Origin of the sequence: Cloacibacterium normanense, from assembly GCF_003860565.1 — a bacterium.
In the GTDB taxonomy this organism is placed as follows: domain Bacteria; phylum Bacteroidota; class Bacteroidia; order Flavobacteriales; family Weeksellaceae; genus Cloacibacterium; species Cloacibacterium normanense.
Map to the genome: position 1 here is coordinate 2,065,013 of NZ_CP034157.1, position 20,727 is coordinate 2,085,739.

Annotated in this window: 16 protein-coding genes; 8 read left to right on the forward strand and 8 right to left on the reverse strand. The window is 33.6% G+C overall.

The features are described 5' to 3' along the window. Positions 1-14: 14 nt before the first annotated feature. The 4 genes from paaA to EB819_RS09465 all read right to left on the reverse strand — a co-directional run bounded on the left by paaA (position 15) and on the right by EB819_RS09465 (position 3,102). Complete coding sequence (gene paaA / locus EB819_RS09450) at positions 15-956, reverse strand: 1,2-phenylacetyl-CoA epoxidase subunit PaaA (RefSeq protein WP_069800656.1); 942 nt, start codon at positions 954-956, stop codon at positions 15-17. Between the two features lie 119 nt (positions 957-1,075). Next, positions 1,076-1,333 carry a hypothetical protein gene (locus tag EB819_RS09455; RefSeq protein ID WP_069800653.1) on the reverse strand — a complete coding sequence of 86 codons (258 nt, stop codon included), beginning with the start codon at positions 1,331-1,333 and terminating at the stop codon, positions 1,076-1,078. Positions 1,334-1,356: 23 nt separating this feature from the next. After that, positions 1,357-2,442 carry a 2Fe-2S iron-sulfur cluster-binding protein gene (locus EB819_RS09460; RefSeq protein WP_069800651.1) on the reverse strand — a complete coding sequence of 362 codons (1,086 nt, stop codon included), beginning with the start codon at positions 2,440-2,442 and terminating at the stop codon, positions 1,357-1,359. A 72-nt stretch (positions 2,443-2,514) separates the two neighbouring features. Beyond that, on the reverse strand, positions 2,515-3,102 hold the full coding sequence (locus tag EB819_RS09465) for a TetR/AcrR family transcriptional regulator (protein WP_069800649.1): 588 nt from the start codon (positions 3,100-3,102) through the stop codon (positions 2,515-2,517). Positions 3,103-3,363: 261 nt separating this feature from the next. Here EB819_RS09465 and clpB point away from each other — a divergent pair, with 261 nt between their 5' ends. Beyond that, complete coding sequence (clpB, locus tag EB819_RS09470) at positions 3,364-5,970, forward strand: ATP-dependent chaperone ClpB (protein ID WP_069800647.1); 2,607 nt, start codon at positions 3,364-3,366, stop codon at positions 5,968-5,970. 363 nt (positions 5,971-6,333) lie between these two features. After that, entirely contained in the window at positions 6,334-7,320 is a 987-nt protein-coding gene (locus EB819_RS09475) for a zinc metalloprotease (RefSeq protein ID WP_069800645.1), read from the forward strand. A gap of 51 nt (positions 7,321-7,371) precedes the next feature. Here EB819_RS09475 and EB819_RS09480 read toward each other — a convergent pair whose 3' ends face one another. From EB819_RS09480 to EB819_RS09495, 4 genes are all read right to left on the reverse strand, one after another. After that, positions 7,372-9,492, reverse strand: a complete 2,121-nt coding sequence (locus EB819_RS09480) for a T9SS type B sorting domain-containing protein (protein WP_069800643.1) — start codon at positions 9,490-9,492, stop codon at positions 7,372-7,374. 84 nt (positions 9,493-9,576) lie between these two features. After that, positions 9,577-10,458, reverse strand: a complete 882-nt coding sequence (locus tag EB819_RS09485; protein ID WP_069800641.1) for an SDR family oxidoreductase — start codon at positions 10,456-10,458, stop codon at positions 9,577-9,579. A gap of 137 nt (positions 10,459-10,595) precedes the next feature. Next, positions 10,596-13,523, reverse strand: a complete 2,928-nt coding sequence (locus tag EB819_RS09490) for a M16 family metallopeptidase (RefSeq protein ID WP_069800639.1) — start codon at positions 13,521-13,523, stop codon at positions 10,596-10,598. Positions 13,524-13,605: 82 nt separating this feature from the next. After that, complete coding sequence (locus EB819_RS09495) at positions 13,606-14,940, reverse strand: dihydroorotase (protein WP_069800637.1); 1,335 nt, start codon at positions 14,938-14,940, stop codon at positions 13,606-13,608. Between the two features lie 171 nt (positions 14,941-15,111). Between EB819_RS09495 and EB819_RS09500 the strand changes: the two genes are divergently transcribed. The 6 genes from EB819_RS09500 (at position 15,112) to EB819_RS09525 (ending at position 20,727) form a co-directional block, all read left to right on the forward strand. After that, positions 15,112-16,563: a lipopolysaccharide biosynthesis protein gene (locus EB819_RS09500; RefSeq protein WP_069800636.1), complete on the forward strand. Its 1,452-nt coding sequence runs from the start codon at positions 15,112-15,114 to the stop codon at positions 16,561-16,563. Beyond that, positions 16,560-17,000, forward strand: a complete 441-nt coding sequence (gene dut / locus EB819_RS09505) for a dUTP diphosphatase (RefSeq protein WP_069800633.1) — start codon at positions 16,560-16,562, stop codon at positions 16,998-17,000. Before EB819_RS09500 ends, dut begins: the two co-directional genes overlap by 4 nt. Before the next feature lie 38 nt (positions 17,001-17,038). Continuing rightward, positions 17,039-18,064 carry a sugar phosphate nucleotidyltransferase gene (locus tag EB819_RS09510; RefSeq protein ID WP_069800631.1) on the forward strand — a complete coding sequence of 342 codons (1,026 nt, stop codon included), beginning with the start codon at positions 17,039-17,041 and terminating at the stop codon, positions 18,062-18,064. 104 nt (positions 18,065-18,168) lie between these two features. Then, positions 18,169-18,963 (forward strand): lipoprotein insertase outer membrane protein LolB1, encoded by a 795-nt coding sequence (locus EB819_RS09515; protein ID WP_069800629.1) that lies wholly within the window; start codon positions 18,169-18,171, stop codon positions 18,961-18,963. Then, complete coding sequence (locus EB819_RS09520; protein ID WP_069800627.1) at positions 18,960-20,501, forward strand: murein hydrolase activator EnvC family protein; 1,542 nt, start codon at positions 18,960-18,962, stop codon at positions 20,499-20,501. Before EB819_RS09515 ends, EB819_RS09520 begins: the two co-directional genes overlap by 4 nt. A 31-nt stretch (positions 20,502-20,532) precedes the next feature. Beyond that, the gene (locus EB819_RS09525; protein WP_069800625.1) at positions 20,533-20,727 is read left to right on the forward strand and encodes a twin-arginine translocase TatA/TatE family subunit; all 195 of its coding nucleotides are present in this window, start codon (positions 20,533-20,535) and stop codon (positions 20,725-20,727) included.

Genomic DNA, 20,727 nt, shown 5'->3' on the forward strand with positions numbered 1-20,727 from the left:
TATAAATTATCTAATTAACTCATTTGCAAATTTTCCTGTTTTGCAGCATACGCAATCGCAGCTTCTTTTACCCAAGCGTTTTCTGCTTGTGCTTTTCTTTTGGTTTCGAGGCGTTTTTTATTGCACGGTCCGTTTCCTTTTAAGATTTCCATAAATTCATCCCAAGGTAAATCACCAAAATCATAATGTCCCGTTTCTTCATTCCATTTTAAATTTTTATCTGGAACTTTCAGTCCTAAAAATTCTGCTTGAGGAACGGTAACATCTACAAATCTTTGGCGAAGAGAATCATTACTTTCTCTTTTCACTCGGTAATTCATTGATTTTTGAGAATTCGGAGAAGCGTCATCATTCGGACCAAACATCATCAAAGCTGACCACCAAAATCTATCTAATGCATCTTGAGCCAATTGTTTCTGTTCTTTGGTTCCACGGCAAAGCGTCATCAGGATTTCGTAGCCTTGTCTTTGGTGAAAAGATTCTTCTTTACAAATTCTGAGCATAGCTCTAGAATAAGGGCCATAAGAATTTCCCATTAACATTACTTGGTTCATAATGGCAGCTCCGTCTACCAACCAGCCAATCGCTCCAATATCTGCCCAACTTAACGCGGGATAATTAAAAATACTAGAATATTTAGCTTTTCCAGAAAGCATGTCATTATAGGTAGAATCTCTGTCTGCTGCTATTTCTCCGTTGTTCAGCGTTTCTGTAGCGGCATATAAATACAAACCATGACCTGCCTCGTCCTGAATTTTTGCCAAAAGTGCCATTTTTCTTCTTAAACTTGGCGCTCTGGTAATCCAATTGGCTTCTGGCAACATTCCCACTACTTCAGAATGGGCATGTTGAGAAATCTGTCTTACCAGAAGTTTTCTGTAATCTTCTGGCATCATATCTTTGGGTTCTACCTTATTTTCGGCTTGAACGTATTGTAAAAATTTTTCTGTATCCATATTTTTGCTTTCAGCTTTCGGCAATCTGCTTTCAGCATTTTTTAAATTTTTTAATACAATATTTTTTGATTATGAGCTCTTTTCAGCTCATTGCAGAAAGCAGACAGCGATAAGCCAAATCATAATTTTCCGTCGCTTAAATCGTCTTTTATATAAATCCCTACTTTAGAATTTACAAATTCTCCTGCCACGAAGTTTATTTTTTGGTCTCCGTTAGTAATTTCATACTCTTTGAAAAAGTAAACTTGCCCTTCATAAGGTCCTTTTACTTCTACTTTTTTGTTGACACAATGCCAATAATGGTTCCAAATGTTTGTGCCATTTATTTTAAACTCTTCGTTTTCATCGATGGCTTTTGCGAATTTCCAATTGACCATTTTTTTAAATTTTTTAGAATGAATTATACATCATAATTCAGCATCACAATATTGGTAGTAGGGTGACACTGACAAGTTAATACAAAACCTCTTGCGACTTCGTCTTCGGTAAGCGCAAAGTTTTTTTCCATAAAAACCTCACCTTCCATCACTTGAGCCTTGCAGGTGCAACAAACACCGCCTTTACAAGCAAACGGAACTGGTAAGTTTTCTTTCAATGCTTTATCTAAAATGCTTTCTTTTTTAGAATTGAGATGAATAGAATACTCATCATCATCTATAATTAACGTTACAAAACTTTCTAAATTAGGGATTTTCTTGAATTCCTCGCTCATTTCTGCATTATCTTCATCATCTGGAGCAGAGAAATATTCATATAAAACCTGCAATGCAGGAACTTTTCTTTCTTTTTTCAAAAAATCCGAAGTGGACTTAATCATTTCGGTTGGTCCACAAATAAAAAACGTAGAATCTTCTGGTTTTATTTCGGAATTTTTATCTAAAAGTTGGCCTAACTTTTCAGTCGTGATTCTTCCTTCAAAAAGAGTATCTTCTTGTGGCTCTCTACTCAAAACATGCGTAACTTGAAATCTCTCTGGAAATTGCTCTTTCAAAGCATCTAATTCTTCTTTGAGCAAAATATTTTGAGAGTTTTTATTGCCAAAAAACAATAAAACTTTAGCATTTGGTTCTTGAAACAATGCTTCTTTGAGATTAGACAAAACCGGAGAAATACCGCTTCCTGCTGCTATTCCTATATAATTTTTTTGATTAGAAGCGTGGTAATTGGTACAGAAATTTCCCATAGGTTGTTGCACTTCTACCTCGTCATTTTCTTTAAGATTTTGATTAAGATAGGTAGAAATAGTACCATTTTCCATCTGTTTAACTAAAATGGAAAGCGTTTGAGAATTTTCGGAAGGTGCATCTATGATAGAATACGAACGGCGAAACTCTTCTTCACCGAAATTAAACTTGAGGTTAAGATATTGCCCTTGTTTAAATTTAAATTTATCTTGTATAGAAGAAGGTATTTCGAAGGTAACTCTCACTGCTCCATCTGTAACCTTCTGAATTTTAGCTACTTTTAATGTATAAAAATGGTTCATATCAATTCATTTCTTCGGGAGTAACCCGATGTCAACAAATATAATATTTTATGCGAAAAATAAAAGATAAATTTATTTTTTACCAATCACGCCATAGAGTAAAACATTTTGAAGAAAACGAATATGCTTTTCTAAATCAAAATTTTCTTCGGGAATGTATCGGTAAACGTTATTCAGGACATTGAGGGAAAACTTGGTGGTCAACATTAAATTTTCGTCATCTGCTAAACCCAAAGTAAGCAAATATTCTCTAATCACTTTTTCTGCAAGATCTTTGTAAGCATTAATTCTTTCTAAATATTTATGTTGTTCTTTAAAATCTACTTTTAATCTATAAATATTGGTAAAAAAAACATCGAACATCTTTACATTATTATACATTTCGGTAAGATGATTGATGACTAAGATTCTAACTTTTTCAAAAGCAGATAGGCTAGGATTTTTAAGGTCGTTATATCTCTTCAGAAATCTGTTAGAAACATCCTCGCTAATCCATTCCATAATTTCTTCTTTAGATTTAATGTGTGCATAAAGTGAGGCAGCTTTTACATTCATCACTTCTGCTATGTCTCTCATAGAGGTATCTGCAAAACCTCTTTTATAGAACAATTCAAGAGCTACATTAAGTATTTCTTGTTGTCTCGGAGTGAGATTTTTCATTAGTATTTGTGTTTTTAACAAATATACAATATAAATTTTATAAAAAAATTAACATTATATAATAAAACAAATAAAAATTATGACTTATATTTATCAAACACCTAACCAGAAACCAGAAACAATGTCAACATCCAAACTCAATAATATATAAAATTCAGAAATTTTGTCATTAAAATTTTAAGAAATTACAGAAATCAGGAAATTTTGACCTAAAAATAACTTTAGAATACATTTTGATGCATACCAATCAAAACCATTAATATGAACTTAAACCAATATACCACAAAATCACAAGAAGCCATTCAAAAAGCACAACAAATTGCGCTTGATTTTGGCCATCAAAGCATTGAACCTCAACATTTATTAGAAGGAATTCTTCAAGTAGATGAAAACATCTCTGCATTCTTAATGAAAAAATCAGAAGCAGACCTTAATCTTATTAGAGAAAAAAACCGTGAAGCCTTAGAAAAACTACCTAGAGTAGAAGGTGGAAACATTTACCTTTCTCAAAACGCCAATAAAATTCTTTTAGACGCACCGAATGTTGCCAAAAAAATGGGCGATGAATATGTAACCATTGAGCATCTTTGGCTTTCACTTTTAGAGGTAAATTCTGAAGTTTCTAAAATTTTAAAAGATTTTGGAGTGACTAAAAATTCATTAGAAGCCGCTATCAAAGAATTGAGAAAAGGAAGCAAAGCAACTTCGGCAAGTTCAGAAGAAACTTATCAAAGTTTAAATAAATATGCTAAAAACTTCAACGAACTCGCAGCAGAAGGAAAACTAGACCCTGTAATTGGTAGAGACGAAGAAATAAGAAGAGTTTTACAAATTTTATCAAGAAGAACCAAAAACAACCCGATTCTTATCGGTGAACCTGGTGTTGGTAAAACCGCAATTGCAGAAGGAATTGCCCATAGAATTATTTCAGGTGACGTTCCAGAAAATTTAATGGACAAAACCATTTATTCTCTAGATATGGGTGCATTAATTGCTGGCGCAAAATACAAAGGTGAATTCGAGGAGCGTTTGAAATCTGTAGTGAATGAAGTCATTAAAAGCGATGGACAAATCATTCTCTTCATCGATGAAATTCACACTTTAGTAGGAGCTGGTGGTGGAGAAGGCGCAATGGACGCCGCTAATATTTTGAAACCTGCATTAGCAAGAGGGGAACTTAGAGCAGTTGGAGCAACTACGTTGAACGAATATCAAAAATATTTTGAAAAAGATAAAGCTTTAGAAAGACGTTTCCAAAAAGTAATGGTAGAAGAACCAGACACAGAATCTGCGATTTCTATCTTGAGAGGAATTAAAGACAAGTACGAAGCACACCACAAAGTAAGAATAAAAGACGAAGCCATTATTGCTGCCGTAGAAATGTCTCAAAGATATATTTCAGACAGATTTTTACCAGATAAAGCCATCGACTTGATTGATGAAGCTTCAGCAAAACTAAGAATGGAAATCAATTCTAAGCCTGAAGAACTCGATATTCTTGACAGAAAACTAATGCAGTTAGAAATAGAACTTGCAGCAATTTCTAGAGAGAAAAATGAATTGAAAATCAATCACTTAAAAGAAGACATTGCGAAAATTCAGGAACAAAGAAACGAAATTCATGCAAAATGGCTTGGCGAAAAACAAAAATCTGAAGATTTAACTGCCATTAAAAAAGAAATAGAATCTCTGAAATTAGAAGCAGAAAGAGCGTCTAGAGTTGGTGATTACGCAAAAGTTGCCGAAATACAATACGGTAAACTTAGAGAAAAAGAGGAAGATTTGAAAAAATTAGAACTCGAAATGCAAAATCATCAAAACGAGCTCATCAAAGAAGAAGTAACCGCTGAAAACATTTCAGAAGTGATTGCAAAATGGACTGGAATCCCAGTTACCAAACTCCTTCAATCTGAAAGAGAAAAATTATTAAATCTAGAAACCGAACTCCACCATAGAGTGGTAGGTCAGGAAGAAGCGATTTCCGCAGTTGCAAACGCCATTAGAAGAAATAGAGCTGGATTAAATGACGAGAAAAAACCTATCGGAAGCTTCCTTTTCTTAGGAACCACTGGTGTTGGAAAAACAGAATTGGCAAAAGCTTTGGCAGAATTCTTATTTGACGATGAGAACAACATGACCAGAATTGACATGAGTGAATATCAAGAAAGACACTCTGTTTCTAGATTAGTTGGTGCGCCTCCAGGTTACGTAGGTTATGATGAAGGCGGACAATTAACCGAAGCCGTAAGAAGAAGACCTTATTCTGTAGTGCTTTTGGACGAGATAGAAAAGGCGCATCCAGATGTTTTCAACACGCTTTTACAAGTTTTAGACGATGGAAGATTAACCGATAACAAAGGAAGAGTAGTGAATTTTAAAAATTCTATCATTATTATGACTTCCAACCTTGGTTCGCATATTATTCAGGAACGTTTTGACGCTGCACAGCGTGACAAAGATGACAATATCGATTCTGAAACTTTAGAAGCAACCAAAGAAGAAGTTTTCGGATTATTGAAACAATCTCTTCGTCCGGAATTTTTAAACAGAATAGATGAAGTGGTACTTTTCCAACCATTAAGCAAATCAGAAATTGGTAAAATCGTTAATTTCCAATTAAGAGGCTTTAATCAAATGCTAGAAAAGAGAAACATCATCTTAACTGCGACTGAAGACGCTTTAAAATATCTAACCAACAAAGGTTACGACCCAATTTTTGGAGCAAGACCATTAAAAAGAGTTCTTCAACAAGAAGTTCTGAACAGATTATCTAAAGAAATTCTCGCAGGAAAGATAAATGATGGAGACAGAATCACTTTAGATTATTTCGAAGAAAGCGGACTGGTTTTTCGACCAGTTGAAAAATAACATTCATATTTTTCATATATAACTTACCATTTAAGTTTTTCATAGGAGGTCCGTCTGGAATTTTTTCAGGCGGATTTTTCTATTTTGAGAACTTTTCAAAGAAATTATCTGAAAAATAAAAAATTTCTCTCATTTCACACCAAAATTACAAAATCAGCAATAAAAAAAAACCTAATAAAATTAATAAATTCATAAAGAATTAAGTTAATTTAATACTCAATCATCAAAGAAAAAACCTATCTATCAAATAAAAATCAACACTTTTTTAAAAAAATTTAAAAAAAAATATTGCACACTAAATTTCAACTCTATATATTCGCAGCTGTGAATTAAAAAAACAATTTTATTAAAAATTAATTTGATATGAAGAAATTACTATTCGGAGTTATAGCGCTAGGTATGTTAGCAGCATGTAACACAACAGAGGAAACTGCAAACTTAACAGAAGACACAAACGCTAGAACAGCAACTGCATCTAGAAAATCTTGTCCATCTGAAGAAATCAGAGCAGAATTACTTAAAAATGACGCAAAAGCAAGAGCAAGATATGCTGCAATTGAAGCGGGAACTGAAAAATTCATTCAAGCTAAAAAATTAGGAAGAGTATTAGCTGATGGAACAGTTGAAATCCCTGTAGTTGTAAATTTATTATACAGAACTACAGCAGAAAATCTTTCTGATGCTAGAATCGCAGAACAAATCAACGTTCTTAACAAAGACTTCGGAGCAACTAACTCTGATGTTAATAAAATCCCTGCTGAATTTGCTTCAGTAGCTGCTGGTGATACTAAAGTAAGATTTAGATTGGTAAAAACAGTAAGAAAATCTACTAAAACAAGATCTTGGAGAACTAATGACGCTATGAAAAAAGCTTCATCAGGAGGAATTGACGCTACAGACCCAACACAATACTTCAACATTTGGGTAGTAGGAGATATGTCTTCAATATTAGGATATGCTACATTCCCAGAATCTGCTGGTCAATGGAATGATGGTGTAGTATTAGCTGCTCCATTCGTAGGTGTAACTGGCGCTTCTGCTCCTTATAACTTAGGTAGAACTGCAACTCACGAAGTAGGTCACTACTTAAATCTTCGTCACATTTGGGGAGATGCTACTTGTGGAAACGATTTCGTAGCTGACACTCCTACTCAAACTGGTTCTAACGGCGGTTCACCAACTTATCCACTATACAACACTTGTGGTGGTGTACAAAGATCTGTAATGTTCATGAACTACATGGATTATGTATATGATTCTGCAATGTATATGTTCTCTGCTGGTCAAAGAGACAGAATGCAAGCTGTAGTAGCTGCAGGTGGAGCAAGAGCAGGTTTAAGAAACTTATAAAATCCTATACATTAATGAGAAAAGCCGAATCGTTGATTCGGCTTTCTTATTTTATCTATTTTTAAGAAGAATCCACCCCGTTCTGGTATAATGTCCATCAATTTCCATAACATACCAATAAGTTCCCGAAGGCAATAATCTACCATTATATAATCCATTCCAATTGAATTTTAAAACATCTTCCGCCATAAAAACTTGATTGCCGAATTTATCAAATATTTTAAGTTTCACTTTAGAGAAAAACTCAATATTAGAAACGCGCCATACATCATTATAACCATCATGATTAGGTGTAAAAGCATTTGGAATAAAAAGTACCGCCGAAGTAGCAACCGCTGTACAACTATTGCTTTGAGATTTTACATAAATCTGATAAATCCCAGCATCCAAATTTTTAAAAATATTAGAAGTTTGCCAATTTACATTATCTAAAGAATATAAATATGGTGGATTACCATTTTCTGCTAAAATTTCTAGAAAATCCTCGCCACTTTTCACTTGAGTAATTATCGGAGTAATTCCAGGAGTTATATCAACTGTTTGAATAGCTACACAACCTTTACTATCAGTAAGTTTTACCGAATATTTTCCTGGACTTGAAACCTGTAGCGTCTGACTCACAACTGGTGGAATTGTTTGCCATTCTGCAATAAAACCAGTTCCGACATCTAAAACAATATTTTCTCCATCACAAATAGAAGTATCTTTTAAAACAGTGGAAAATGGAGCTTGTAGAATTTTAACTTTTACTTCTGCCCTTTCACTTTCACAACCATTTACCGTCTGTGTAACCCAAAAAGAAAAATCTCCAGCAATTGAAGTATTAGGAATTGGAGCGATTGTATTTCCAATACCTCCTGTTGAACTAGTATACCATTTCAAATCAGTTCCGACTGCTGACAAAGATGAGGCAGTGGAATTTTGACAAAATTCATAACTTGAAACGACAGGAGCCGAAGGATTATCAAGAATATTAACTGTAATTTTCGCTCTTGCGCTTTCACATCCATTAACCGTTTGAGTAATCCAAAAATCTTTAATTCCAACCACAGAAGTATCAATAATAGGAGTATTTATACTTCCGATTCCACCAGTTGCAGAAGTATACCAAAGTATATTATTTTCTGGAATCGTGAGAGTTGCGGTAGAATTTTTACAAAAACTAAAACTTCTATTGCTTGGTGCGTTAGGATATCCATTGATTTTAACCGTAGAAACACCAGACATTACCCTACAAGAAGTCAGGTTTATATTAGTAGATTCACCTACAATAAATCTAAATTGGTCATTATTCTGATAACTCCCTGCCGGAATGGTAATATTTGGATTACTTGTTGCACCAGTTAAATTTACCCAAGTGTTCCCTCCATCTGTACTTTTTTGCCAAATGAAATTTACATTTTGAAAAGTATTAGAACTCATTTGCGCAGTTAGAATAAAACTCTGTGAATTATCACAAACTCCAGTAGTGAAAAGATTTCCTAAAGTAGCAGTGATAAATGTAGATGGACCACAGGGTGAAAAACTAATATCATCTATCGCCAAGTCATTTCCTATTCCACCCGCTGCATTATTAATTAAAACCACATCTACTTCGGAAGAAGCAGGATCTGATCTAAAATCTAAATAAAAATTTTTCCAAACTTCTCCATTTTCTTCAGCTAAGATACCTGTAGAAATAGAACCTAAAATAGCTCCAGTAGTACTTCTGATTTGAAAAGTAACATTAGGCTTTATCATATTACTCCCCGCTCTATGGATGTTTAAAATCCATGCAGAAAATCTATAAATTTGATTGGAGCACAAATTAGAAACTCGTCTTCTGTAAAATTCTCCCGGCGTATAATCTGCATTTACTACCAACATATTTCCGTAAGTTCCAGACGGATCATTGGTATGATCTAATGATTTTTGCCAACCCCAAGGTAAATATTCCGTAGTATTTGAAATCGTATAATAACCATCACTTGGTGGCATTACTGATGAATAAATATAATTGGTAAATGCTGGAGAAACCAACGCTGGAGAAACCGTCTGATAAGAATTATTTACCCTCCCAAAATCTTCTACGAAAATTGGAGCTCCGAAAGAACCTCCGCATGTTTGAGAAATTACCCTTACTGAAAAACAAAGAATTAGAAATAAAAGGAATTTAAAGTATTTTTTTTTCACAAAACCTCAATTTTTTGGAAGGATAAAATTAGGGATTTAAAATTAAAAATCCCGAAATTATTTCGGGATTAAAAAGTATGATTTTTATGATTTCTTTTTTGCTTTTATCATCATTTCCAGCATATCCCACATTTCTTGCGGAATTTGTTCTAGCATATTAAATTCTCCAGCACCTTGCAACCATTCTCCACCATCGATGGTTACTACTTCTCCGTTAATGTACGCAGAATAATCAGAAACCAAATACGCCGCTAAGTTTGCCAATTCTTGATGTTCTCCTACTCTTCTCAATGGTACTTTTTTTCTCATGTCAAATTTTTCGGCTAAATCTCCCGGCAATAATCTTTCCCAAGCTCCTTTTGTAGGGAATGGACCCGGTGCAATTGCATTAAAACGGATATTATATTTCGCCCACTCTACAGCCAAACTTCTGGTCATCGCTAAAACTCCTGCTTTTGCACAAGCTGAAGGAACTACATAAGCAGAACCCGTCCATGAATAAGTGGTGACAATATTAAGTACAGTTCCCGGAATTTTATTATCAATCCAATATTTTCCTACAGAAAGTGTACAGTTTTTGGTTCCTTTCAAAACGATATCTAAAATAGAATCAAAAGCAGAATGCGTCAATCTTTCGGTGGGTGAAATAAAATTTCCAGCAGCATTATTGAGCAAAATATCTATTCTACCAAATTCTTTTATCGCAGCTTCTTTCATAACTTCTACTTCGTCCCAATTTCTTACATCGCAAGAAACACAAAGTACTTTTCCGCCAGTTTCTGCTTCTAATTCTGCGGCAGTTCCTTGTAATTTTTCTAAATTTCTAGAAGTAATCACTACTTTGGCTCCTAGTTGTAGAAAATATTTAGTCATGGCTTTTCCCAAACCACTTCCACCACCAGTAACGATGGCTACTTTATCTTTTAATGCATTCTCTTGAAGCATAGGTTGTGTATACATATTCATGACAAGTCTTGTTTAAAATTAATGCTTAAAAGTAAGCATTTATAAAATTCCGTGAAAAAAATCTGTTATGTAAAGAAGATAATTCACAAAAAAAGACCGCAAAATTGCGGTCTTTTCTGTAAATATTTTGAAAATTTCTAGTATCCGAAAATTTCTTCTAAAGAAAGTTTTTTCACTTCTCCTAGTTTTTTCATATCGTCCATAGAAACTCTTTTTTCTGAAGCTACAATAGCATACGTGTAAGGTTTTCCTGAGAAATAATTCTGGTGGAATTTCTTAACATCTGCCATCGTAATTTTATCTACTGTTTCGTACATTTTCTTTCTAATGTCATCATTTAAACCTAAATTTTTAGCGTTTAAATAGTTGTAAATGATACCATCTTGAGTAATTCTCTCTGTCTGAATATCTTTTTTCACTTGATTTTTAGCCAATTCTAAATTTTTAGGCAATTCTGGCATTTTGGTTAGCAATTCGTTCATGGCAACCGTAGCATCATTAAATTTATCTGCTTGAGAACCTACATAACCTAATAAATAGTAATCTTGGTCTTTTTTCTGTGGTTGCACATAATATCCGTAAGTACTGTAAGCCAAAGCTTTACTTTCTCTAATCGTTTGGAATACTAAACTTCCCATACCTCCACCGAAATAGTTATTGAACACATTAACCATCGTCGTTTTTTCTGGGTTGTAAGTTTCTGTATTTCTAATCCATCTGGTTTCTGCCTGAACCATATCATAATCTGCAAAAAGCACTTGATTTTTAGCAGGAACTTCTTGTTTGAAAGTTTTTGCTGGAGCTGCTACTGCAAAATTTGCAGGAACTTGGTGCAATGTTTTCAACTGAGAAACAACGTTATAAACAGGAGTTGGTCCGTAATAAATTACCGTTTGCTCATAATTATTTAGGTTTTTAATTCTGTCTACTAATTCTTGAGTAGTTACAGCATTCAGTTCTTCATTGGTCAAAACATTGTTGAATTTATTTTCTGAACCATAAAGCGCATAACTTGTTAAACCTTGTAAAATAGCACCTTTATTTGCTTTAGCATCTTTTCTAGCTTTATTTAGTCTTGCTTTAAGTGCAGCTAAAGCTTTGTCATCTGCTTTTACATTATTTACCACTTCTTCATACAATTTCACTGCATTTTCGAAGTTTTCTTGTAAACCTTCAATACTTACAGTAGTGTATTCTTCTCCTGTAGAAACATTAAAACCACATGCAATTTTATAGAATGCTTTAGAAATTTCTTCGGCAGTCATTTTATCAGTTCCTAAAAACTGAATGTATTGAGAAGCTAAACCTTGTTTTTTATCATTCAAAGAACCGATTTTGTAACGGTAGCTTAATCTGAAAATATCATTGTCTTTGTTCGGAACGTAAAGTACTTCTGCTTTTCCTAATTTAGATTTCTGAATATCTTTTTTGTAATCTAAGAAAACTGGTTTCGCAGCAGTTGCAGGCATTTCATTTATTGTTTTCACAAATGCCGATTGCTTATCTGGATTGGTTTCTACTGGTGTAATTGATGGTTTTTCAATTTTTACAGTCGCTGGAGATTCTCCTTTTCTTTTCAAAACAGCTACATAATTGTCACCAAAATATTTATTGGCAAAAGCTACGATGTCTTCTTTTTTAATTTTAGACAAATCATTTACATACGCAACTTGGTCTCTCCAATCTAGTTCTGAAGTGAAAGCATCCATCAAAACACTAGCTCTATCACCATATTTTTCGGTTTCGTAGATTTTGTTTTTCTTGATGTTATTGATGATAGAAGTGATAAGTTGGTCATCAAAATTTCCTTTTTTAAGGTTTTCGATTTCATTTAATACTAAAGCTTTTACATCTTCTAAACTTTGACCAGAGGTTGGCGCTGCCGAAAGATATAAAATTCCGTAATCAATCAATGAATAAGTGAAAGCTGAAGCTCTCAATAATTTTTGTTTTTTAACTAAGTTCAAGTCTAATAAACCTGCTCTTCCGTTGGTTAAAATTTGACCAACTAAATCTGCCAATAAAGCATCTTTATCTTTATTTCCTGGCAATCTGTAACCGATGGTTAAATTTTCTGCATCTGGACCTACAATTTCTTTTACAATTGGTGCTTTAATCGCATCTTCTGGTTGGAAAGTGTATTTATCAAATGGTTTTGGTTGCATGTAAGAAAACGCTTTGTCCACTTTTGCAATTACCTCATCTGGATTAAAGTCACCAGAAAGGATAATTCCCATATTATTAGGAACGTAATATTTATTAAAATACTTTCTGATTTCTATTAACGAAGGATTTTTAAGATGTTCTACTGTACCAATGGTGGTTTGTAAACCGTAGTTATGCTTTTGGAAAAGATTAGAGAATAAAGTTTCAGAAACTTTTCTTCCGTCATTATCTAGCGTTCTATTTTTTTCTTCGTAAACCGCTTCTAATTCAGTGTGGAAAATTCTCAAAACTGGATTTCTGAATCTTTCTGACTGTACTGCTAAATATTTATCTAAAGAAGCACTAGGAACGTCATCTGTATAAACCGTTTGTTCAAAACTTGTAAAAGCATTGGTTCCTTGAGCGCCCATTGCAGACATCATTTTGTCGTACTCGTTTGCAATAGCATATTTTGCAGCAACTCCAGAAACTGAGTCTATTTTTTTATAGATGGCTTTTCTTTGAACTTCGTCTTTAGTAGAGTTATACTGTTCGTATAATGCGTCAATTTTTTCTAATTCTACTTTTTCTTTAGACCAATCTAGTGAACCGTATTTATCAGTTCCTTTGAATAACATGTGCTCTAAATAATGCGCCAAACCAGTATTGGTTGCAGGGTCTGTTTTACTTCCTGCTTTGATGGCAACATACGCTTGGATTCTAGGATCCTTATTCGTAGGACTTAAAATAACTGTTAAACCATTCTTCAAAGTGTAAAAGCGCGCTTTCGCAGGGTCATTGGTTACATATTTATACGTGTAACCGCCACTCGAAGCTTCTTTCCACTGAAACTGGTTTTGGGCAAAAGCAACTACAGAAACTAATACTGCAGCAAATGCCAACGTAAGCTTTCTAATCATATTGAATTAATTTTTTTTCTATTAGACGCAAAAAATGTAAAAATGTTTCTTAAACATTCATATTTTTTGAAAAGGGGGGATTTTATCTTTCAAAAAGCAATCTTTCTCCGTGTTTTTCAGGAGAAACTTTACCATTTTCAAAAGCAAGAAAACCATTGACGAAAGTATGTGTAATTTCTGAATGAAAAGTCTCGTTTTCTAGTGGACTCCAACCACATTTTGATTGTATATTTTCTTTAGAAACTGTAATTTCTGCATTAGGATTAATGATTACCAAATCTGCTTTGTAACCTTCTTTTACATAACCCCTTTTTTCAATTTCGAATAAAATAGCAGGATTGTGACACATTTTTTCAACTACTTTTTCTAAAGAAATCTTGCCTTTTTTGAAATATTCAAACATTACTGGCAAAGAATATTGAACCAAAGGCGCACCAGAAGGACAGTTCAAATATTTGTTAGATTTTTCTTCCAAAGTATGCGGAGCGTGATCAGTTGCAATCACATCTATTCTATCATCTAAAAGTGCTTCCCAAAGTCCGTTTTTATCCGTTTCTGTTTTTACAGCAGGATTCCATTTGATAAGAGAACCTTTGGTTTCATAATCTTCGTTGGTGAAATGAAGGTGATGCACACAAACTTCAGCGGTGATTTTTTTGTCTTTTAACGGAATATCATTTCGGAAAAGCTCCATTTCTTTTGCGGTAGAAAGATGATAAATATGCAATCTCGCTCCAGTTTTTTTGGCGAGTTCTATTGCTTTTGAACTTGATAGATAACACGCTTCTTCGCTTCTGATTAAGTGATGAAATTTCACGGGAATATCTTCTCCGTATTGTTCTTTATAGATTTCTGTATTTTTTCTGATGGTTGTTTCGTCTTCACAATGCACACAAATCGGCATTTTTACTTGAGAGAAGATTTCTTCCAAAATTTCGGGATTATCTACCAACATATTCCCTGTAGAAGAACCTAAAAAAAGTTTGATGGCCGCTACATTTCTTGGATTGGTTTTCAGAACTTCTTCTAAATTATCATTGGTTCCACCCATTGAAAAGGAATAATTGGCGTAAGATTTCTCCGAAGCAATTTTGTATTTTTCTTCTAAAAGTTCTTGCGTTACCGCATTCGGAACGGTGTTCGGTTGTTCTATAAAACTGGTTACTCCGCCTGCAATTGCGGCTTTTGATTCGCTTTCTATATCGCCTTTGTGCGTTAATCCCGGTTCACGAAAATGCACTTGATCATCAATTACTCCAGGAATTAGGAATTTTCCTTCAGCGTTAATGATTGTATCTGCATTTTCTTCGGAAATAGTTGATGAAATTTTCGCAATCAAATCATTTTCAATCAATACATCAGATTTAAAAATCTTTCCTTCATTTACAATTTGTGCGTTTTTGATTAAGGTTTTCATTTTACTTTTAGATTTTTACAAATTTAATTTAACTTTTGAGGAAAGCCAAAGAAATTTAGGTTTTTGTGAAAGTGTAAAAGTTCAATTCTAAGGTTTATGAAAAATTCGTAAATCTAAAATCCTAAATCCCAAATCTTATAGTTATTTTTGCATTCTAAAAACGCTAAAAAATTGTATAAAAAACTATTCGGACAAACCGCCATTTATGGTTTAAGTTCAGTATTAGTAAGGATTTTTCCTTTTCTTATCGCTCCTATCGTTACACGAGCATTTGGGCCAGCTGCATCTTCACCATTTGTAGATTGGTACTCTATTGCTGGAGTTATTACGGTTTTTTTAACACACGGAATGGAAACTTCATTCTTTCGTTTTGCGCAAGAAGATGATATTGACAAAAAAACCTTAATCTCTACTACTGCGCTTAGTATTCTTTCTGTAGGATTTATTTATTTGATTTTAGGTTATGTTTTCAGGCAAGAATTAGCGAATGTTTTCGAAACGCCAGACCAAGTGAATTTTTTGGTCATTTTCTTATTTATTTTATCTTTTGATGCGTTTTCTACTATTCCTTCAGCAGTTTTAAGATTAGAAGGAAGACCTATTCAATATATGCTTTCTAAAGTAATCGGTTCATTGGTTTACTTTTTTTTAGTGGTATTTTTCATCAAATGGTTGCCTAAATTTCCAGAGGGAATTCTTGGGTTAAAATACAATCCAGAAATTGGGGTAGGTTACGTTTTTATTGCCAATTTGGTACAAAGTATTGTGACTTTAGCGATTGTAGGCAAAGAATTTGTGAATTTCAGCATCAAAAAATTTGATTTTCAACTTTGGAAAAGAATTATGAATTATTCTTGGCCAGTAATGATTGCAGGTTTGGCTGGAATTGTAAATCAAACGCTTGACAGACAATTCCTTAAATATTTACTTCCTGATAAAGAAGCACGCCATCAGATTGGAGTTTATGGCGCTGTTTACAAAATCGCCACTTTTATTACGGTTTTCAGACAAGCTTATCAATTAGGAATTGAACCATATTTTTTCAGCAGTTTCAAAGATAAAAACAATCACAAAACCTATGCAGTTTTAATGGACGTTTTTGTAATTTGTAATTGTTTAATTTACATTGGATTGATGGTAAATCTTCAATGGATTTCAGAAAAATATTTGAGAAATCCGCTTTATTATGAAGGAATAGAAATCATTCCGATGGTGATGTTAGGTGCTTTATTTTTAGGCATTTACCTTAACCTTTCTATTTGGTACAAACTTTCAGACCAAACCAGAGTCGGTTTATATATTTCTATCATCGGAGCAGCAATTACAGTGCTCATTAATTTTCTTTTTATTCCAGAATATGGATATTGGGCAAGTGCAACTGCTGCATTAGTAACGTTTACGAGTATGATGGTAATTTCTTACATTTGGGGAAGAATAAAATATCCTATTCCTTATAACACGGGAAAAGTAATCCTATATCTCGTCATTTCGGTTTCCCTTTCTATGATTTCGTTTTACTATTTTAGAACCAATTATTTTGTAGGAAACTTATTTTTAGCATTATTCATCGGTTTTGTAGCCTTTAAGGAACAAGCCATTTTCAAAAGAATTTTAAAAAGATGACCATAAAAGTAATCAACAAATCAAAACACGCTTTACCAAAATACCAAACTGCACTTTCTGCGGGGATGGATTTATATGCTAATATTTCTGAACCCATCACGCTGAAATCTTTAGAGAGAAGATTAATCAGCACAGGCTTATTAATTTCACTTCCAGAAGGTTACGAAGCTCAAGTAAGACCTAGAAGTGGTCTTGCTCTAAAAAACGGAATTACCGTTCTCAATACTCCAGGAACAATAGACGCTGATTATCGTGGAGAGATTGGAGTAATTTTAGTAAATTTATCGGCCGAAGATTTCACCATCAATGATGGCGATAGAATCGCTCAAATGGTTATTGCTAAATACGAAACCGCAACTTGGGAAGAAGTAAACACTTTAGAAGAAACAGAACGCGGAGAAGGTGGTTTTGGCAGTTCTGGAGTCGCTAAAAAATAACAATTAAAAACACAAATAAATTTAAACCAAATTAAACTATGAAAATAATAGTTCCAATGGCAGGACGTGGTTCTAGATTAAGACCACACACACTTACCGTTCCAAAACCATTAATTCCTATTGCAGGAAAACCAATTGTACAAAGATTAGTAGAAGATATCGCAAAAGTAGCTGGCGAAAATATAGATGAAATAGCATTTATCATAGGAGATTTCGGGCCAGAAGTAGAACAATCTTTGATAGAAATTGCAGAAAAACTAGGAGCAAAAGGAAGCGTTTATACGCAAGACGAACCTCTAGGAACAGCTCACGCTATAAAATGTGCAGAACAATCAATGCAAGGAGACGTAGTCGTAGCATTTGCAGACACACTTTTCCGTGCCGATTTTAAATTAGACACCAATTCTGATGGGGTAATTTGGGTGAAAAAAGTAGCTGATCCATCTGCTTTTGGTGTTGTAAAATTAGACGATTATGGCTTCATCACTGACTTTGTAGAAAAACCACAAACTTTCGTTTCTGATTTAGCGATTATTGGAATTTATTATTTCAAGTCTGCAGAAAAATTGATGGAAGAAATTAACTATATCATGAGTAATGATATAAAAGTAGGTAGTGAATATCAATTGACTACCGCTCTGGAAAATCTTCGTCAAAAAGGAGCTAAATTCTCTCTAGGAAAAGTAGATGATTGGATGGATTGCGGCAATAAAAATGCAACCGTAGAAACCAATGGTAAAATCCTTCAATACGAAAAAGAAGAATTTGCAAATTTCCCAGCATCAGCAGAAATAGAAAACAGCCTTATCATTCCGCCATGTTTTATCGGGGAAAATGTAAAAATTAAAAATTCTAAAATTGGGCCTTATGTTTCTTTAGGAAATGGAACTTGCATAGAAAACTCTAATATAGAAAATTCTTTGATTCAAGAGAAAACAGTCATCAATCATGGTAATTTAAGCAACTCTATGATTGGTAGTAACGCACAGTACTTTGGCGTTTCTAGAGAAATTTCATTAGGAGATTATTCGGTGCTAGATTTTTTATCAAAAGGAAATGATTAATCTGCTATAAATCAAATAAATAACCAAACCACACAAAACATATTGTGTGGTTTGGCGTTAAAATTGTAATGTTCTTCCACAAGTAACATTTACAATCATAGAATATGAAAAATTATATACTTATCCTTATTTCATCATTAGCTTTATTATCTTGTAAAGCTAGAAAAACCGTAGAACAAACTCCAGCTCCTGTAGAAAATGTAAGTTCTAATAAAGCTTTTTTCGAAAAAATTACTAAAAAAGATGCTTTTGAGAGTTTAAAAATCACTAGCAAAGTCAATGCGGAGACAGACAGATTTATCCCAACTATTGATGGAACATTTTATATAGAAAATAACCAAAAAATTTGGGCAAATTTTTCATTCCTTTTTATGTCTCAAGCAAGAGCCAATATTACACCTGCCGGAATCAAAGCCTACGAAAAGATAAATAAGACGTATATTGATTCTAATTTTGACTACATCAATAATCTTTTGAAAGTTAATTTCATAGATTACAGTGCTTTACAAAATTTACTTCTCGGTAAAACCTTCATTCCTGTTAATGAAAAAGATTATACTTTTTTGCAAAATGAAAACGGTTATTTGCTAAATTCTGCTAAAAACCAAATTATCACGGTAAATGGCAAAACCAGCGAATACAAAACTTCACTAGAATATTCTCATGAATTGGCTTTAAAAAAGGTATTTTTACAAGACATAAAGAACAACAATAGCCTAGAAGTGAGCTATAATGATTATGAAATTTTCGGTTCACAAAAACTCCCAAAAAGTGTTAAAATAATTATAAAAGCACAGAAAACAGACCAAATTTTAATAGAAAATACGAAATTTGAATTTTTGAAGATGGAAACTCCTTTTTCCATTCCTACTAATTATACAAAGACAGAAATTAAATGATGCATAAGAAACTGAGTTTATTATTAGGATTACTAGCCTTTAGCATTTTCTTTTCTCAACAAGGAAGAAAAGAACAACTGCAAAAACAAAATTCAGAGCTCAAAAAACAAATTGCTGCCATTAATGCTACTCTTGCAAAAGCCAGAGGAGAAGCAAAATTATCTCTTGCTTACCTTAATGATGTCAATAAAAAAATTGCGCTCCGAGAAAAAGTTTATAATAACACTCAGAAAGAGAAAAGATTCATAGAAGATGACATCTATCTCCGTCAGTTAGAAATCAATAAATTTAACCGTGAACTGAAAGTTCTTCGCAAAGAATATGCTGATATTCTAGTAAAAGCTTACAAGAACAAAGGCGTTCAGAACAAAGTTACTTTCATTCTTTCTTCTAGAGATTTAGGTGAAGCATTGAGAAGAGTTCAATACATCAAGCAATACGGAGAATATCAAGATAAAAAAGCTGCCGAGATTAATCAAAAAGCTACTCAAATCAAAAAATCAATCGGTTTAAAGCAAAAATCTGTAAAAGAAAAGGAAAACCTTCTTAATAAACAAAAACAAGAACTCGCTGTAATTCAAGTAGAAAGAAAACAAAAAGAAGTACTTTTAGAAGAATTTAAGAAAAACGAGACAAAACTGGTTGCAGAACTTAGAACCAAGCAAGCAGAAAATAAAAAGGTAGAAAATGCCATCAGAAATCTCATCAATGAAGAGATAAAAGCGGCCAAAGCTAAAGCTGAAGCAGATAAAAAAGCAGAAGCAGAAAGAATAAGACTAGCAAAAATTGCAGCTGAAAAAGAAAAAGCAAAAATAGACGCTGAGAATAAAGCGAAAGCTGATGCTCTTGCTCTTGTGAAGAAAAAAGCGGAAGAAGAGGAAAGAAAAGCTACAAAACTTGCCCGTGAAAAAGCGGAAGCAGAAAGAGTTGCCAAAGAAAAAAATGATGCCGAAAAAATAGCAAAAGCAGAAAAAGAGAAAAAAGAGTCTGAAGAAAAAGCAAATGCTGCTAAAGCAAAAGCTGATGAAGCGAGAAATGCATCAAAAGCATTAGCAGATAAAACAGATAAAGAAAAAGCAGCTGTAGAAGAGAAAAAAATGAAAGACTTCGGAGTGGGAGCAATTACCGCAGGAAGTAACTTCGCAGCGAATAAAGGAAAAATGTCTTTCCCTGTTCCTTCTGGTCAGGTTACCGAACGATTTGGCAGACAACCGCACCCAGTTTTCAAAGGAATTACTATTGAAAATAACGGAATAAAAGTGGTAGTTCCAAACGGAACGAGAGCAAGATGTGTATTCCCAGGTGTTGTGAGCAACATTTTGGTAAGTGGTGGCGCAAAAACTGTATTGGTTAAACATGGAGACTACTTCAGTATCTATGGAAACTTGGATAATGTAAACGTTGCCAAGAACCAACAAGTCTCTGCAGGAACGACAATTGGAAGCATCGGAACTGATTTTGACGGGAATTTCGCCCTTGATTTTCAAATTTGGAATGGAGCCAATCCAGTTAATCCATTAGATTGGGTTTCGTATTAAAAAATCCTTACCTTTGTAAAAATTTTCAAAAATGATTTCACCAATTATTATACTATCACTTTCTTGGCAGCATATCCTAATTGTTGCTATCGTACTTTTATTACTTTTCGGAGGTAAAAAAATTCCTGAATTAATGAGAGGAGTTGGTAGCGGAATTAAAGAATTTAAAGACGCTGTAAAAGAAGACGAAAAAAAACCAGAAGATAAATCTCAAAATCCTTCTTAA